The following is a 3,159-nucleotide window of genomic DNA, read 5'->3' as shown; positions in this document are numbered from 1 at the left end:
ATTGGGTACGCTGTTAGAAACGGTATAACAAAGCAATCAACACGATGCTAATTACACTCGGCATTCGCGGTTTAGAGTATAATTGGTTTGGTAATTAAGGCGTTCGCACGTGTTATTGCGGCGTTGTGCGTACTGAGTCCGAAATTTTTTGCACGGTTCGTCAATAGAACCGAGGCTTTTATAGTTTCGGCTTAGTAAGCGTTCCTTTCTTCTTTGTTGCCTTTTTGCTTTCGTATCGTCAGGTTCGGCAAATTAACCCTTATTTTCCTAAGTTCATGCGTTTTAGCGGCTATTTTACGCTTCAATTGTTCTTTGGTTATGCCTCATTTTAGTTTGCATCAGTGTTTTGCTCGCAGCATTTTCAATCCAAATTGTGGTTAGGATATTTGGTTTATCAGTTCCAAACTAGCTGAAACCAAGCCGTTCAAATGGTGTAAAAAATGTATCTGTTTTCCATTTACTTCATCTCGCAATTTAAGAACATTTTGTTCGCTTAATTGCTATCGGTAAATTAGAATCAGGACTTAGACAATCTTGGCAGGGCAGTTCTTTACCAAGTTGGCCAAGCCGAAAGTAAGCACGCACAACAATCGCATCAACACGATTTATTACATTCGGCGTTCTGGGTTTGCCTTTAGTTTTGTGATTAAGGCAGTAAAATTCAGGTTGGTTTGCATAGTAATAAACGTGTTATGCCAGCGTTATATCGTTTTTTTAAGTTCATCGTTTTAAAGGATTAGACATGATTCAGCTCAGACCAATGACCTCAAATGAATACCCTGCGTATTGTGATTATTTCATTGATGATTACAGCCGTGAAATAGCTGAAAACTATGGTCACTCAATGGATAGGGCGCTCGAATTGGCTAATCAGGATCTTCTTCGTAGTTTTCCTAATGGTTTGGAAACTAATGAGCATGAATTATTGTGCATTGAATCAGGTTCAGAATTGGTTGGTTATTTGTGGCACTCGATTAACGCAAATGATAAATCGACTTTTATTTATGATTTCTTCATTTTTCCAAATTGTAGGAATAATGGCTATGGGAAATTGGCAATTACTGCTCTTGAATCACAATTGAAATCGATTGGTATTGAGCAAATAAAATTACGAGTTGCATACCAAAATCAAAGAGCGTTAAAACTGTATCAAGAGGTTGGTTTTTCTATTTCTGGCTACAATATATCAAAGAAAATAATAAGTTAGCATTCTCGATATAACAAAGCAATCAACACGATTTACTACATTCGGCGTTGTAGGTTTGCTTTTAGTTTCAGTGATTAAGGCGGTAAAATTCAGCTAAGTCTATGTCGTAGTAAACGTGTTATTGCGGCGTTATAAATATTAAGGAAAGTGTAGATGAATTGGGATAAAAAATTAGCTCCGAAGTGGAAACAAATCAAAGGTATTAAATTAATAGACGGTTCTATATCGGAGTTTGAGGTTAGCACTCAAGGTGGAGTAACTATGTACACACTTCCTGAGGGTAATACATCAAAATTACTTAAAAGTGGAGATGACCTTATTTTAATTGATATTGATAATTTTGAATGGCTAAGTTCTGATGTTGAATTTTCAAATTATTAAGTATTAATCTCTTAAGAGGATCTAATATTATTTATTAACAAATACTGTGAAGAAACGTTAGTGTAATAATTGGATGAAAGACTAAATAAGGCCGAGTTATTAACATCTAAATTAAAGCCTGCATTTAAGGGGATATAATATTTATAACAAATGCATCAACACGATTTGCTACACTCGGCGTTGTCAGTTTGCCTTTAGTTTCAGTGATTAAGGCAGTAAAATTCAGCTAGGTCTGTATCGTAGCAAACGTGTTATGCAGGCGTTGTGCGTACTGAGTCCGAAATTTTTTGCACGGTTCATCAATAGGATCGCGGCCTTCGTAGTTTTGGCTTAGTAAGCGTAAATTTCTTCTTTGTTGCCTTTTGGTTTCCGTATTATCAGGTTCGGCAAATTAGCCCTTATTTTCCTAAGTTCAGGCGTTTCAGAAGCTAATTTACGCTTCAATTGTTCTTTGGTTATGTCTCATTTTAGCCTGTATCAGTGTTTTCCTCGCAGCATTTTCAATCCCAGTTGTGGCAAGGATATTTGATTTGTCAGTTCCAAACTTACTGAAACCAAGTCGTTCAAATGGTGTGAAAAATGTATTTTTTTTCATTCACTTTATCTCGCAATTTAAGAACATTTTGTTCGCTTAATTTGCATCGGTAAATTAGAATCTAGGCTTAGAAAATCTTGGCAGGGCAGTTCTTTACCAAGCTAGCCAAGCCGAAAGTAAGCACGCACAACAATCGCATCAACACGATTTATTACATTCGGCGTTCTGGGTTTGTCTTTAGTTTTGTGATTATGGCAGTAAAATTCAGGTTGGTTTGCATGGTAATAAACGTGTTATGCCAGCGTTATATGCTTTTCTGATTAGAATAGGGCACGATATGTGCCCTAATAAAATTAAACCTCTACAGGCCATCTAGGTGTGAAGCTATTATTCGTTTCTTCTACTTTAATTATATTTGATACTGCAAAGTTTCTAATTCCATCTTTCTGAATGTCAAAACAGAAGAATTTCTCTTCTCCTTTAGTCACGCGATAACTATATGGTTCTGCTTCACGTGTTTCAATGTCTCCTGTTTTTTCTCTAGCTGTAATTATAATCGTATGTAAATTTGCGCCCGCTGACTTAATAATGCTTTTCATTGTAGTTACTCATAGTTAGTTTATTTTTAGTTTCAATATGACAAAAGCCATACGATAAATATGGGTATAGTGAGGGTGGCTTTCAATCTAGAACAGTATTAATTATTGAATAGCTTTAGGTTGCGCACGCTTTACTGTAAAATTTATAATTGTCAATTACATTTAGTCGCATATAACAAATGCATCAACACGATTTGCTACACTCGGCGTTGTCAGTTTGTCTTTATTTTCAGTGATTAAGGCAGTAAAATTCAGCTAAGTCTGTATCGTAGCAAACGTGTTATGCAGGCGTTGTGCGTACTGAGTCCGAAATTTTTTGCACGGTTCATCAAAAGGATCGCGGCTTTCGTAGTTTCGGCTTAGTAAGCGTTCCTTTCTTCTTTGTTGCCTTTTGGTTTCCGTTATTATCAGGTTCGGCAAATTAGCCCTTATTTTCC

At 36.2% G+C, this 3,159-nt stretch carries 4 protein-coding genes; 2 read left to right on the top strand and 2 right to left on the bottom strand.

Annotation, left to right across the window (positions count from 1 at the left end; translation table 11 throughout):
• Positions 1-742 precede the first annotated feature (742 nt).
• Positions 743-1,207: a GNAT family N-acetyltransferase gene (locus BTO23_RS15015; RefSeq protein ID WP_105063894.1), complete on the top strand. Its 465-nt coding sequence runs from the start codon at positions 743-745 to the stop codon at positions 1,205-1,207.
• 153 nt (positions 1,208-1,360) lie between these two features.
• Positions 1,361-1,588: a hypothetical protein gene (locus BTO23_RS15010; RefSeq protein ID WP_105063893.1), complete on the top strand. Its 228-nt coding sequence runs from the start codon at positions 1,361-1,363 to the stop codon at positions 1,586-1,588.
• A 433-nt stretch (positions 1,589-2,021) separates the two neighbouring features.
• Here the strand turns inward: BTO23_RS15010 and BTO23_RS21505 are convergent, their stop codons facing one another.
• Positions 2,022-2,183 carry a hypothetical protein gene (locus tag BTO23_RS21505; RefSeq protein ID WP_245922120.1) on the bottom strand — a complete coding sequence of 54 codons (162 nt, stop codon included), beginning with the start codon at positions 2,181-2,183 and terminating at the stop codon, positions 2,022-2,024.
• Between the two features lie 293 nt (positions 2,184-2,476).
• On the bottom strand, positions 2,477-2,722 hold the full coding sequence (locus BTO23_RS15000) for a WYL domain-containing protein (protein WP_105063892.1): 246 nt from the start codon (positions 2,720-2,722) through the stop codon (positions 2,477-2,479).
• Positions 2,723-3,159 lie beyond the last annotated feature (437 nt).

This window comes from Aliivibrio sifiae, from assembly GCF_002954715.1.
Taxonomy (GTDB): Bacteria; Pseudomonadota; Gammaproteobacteria; order Enterobacterales; family Vibrionaceae; genus Aliivibrio; species Aliivibrio sifiae.
This window is presented reverse-complemented; position numbering and strand designations above follow the sequence as displayed.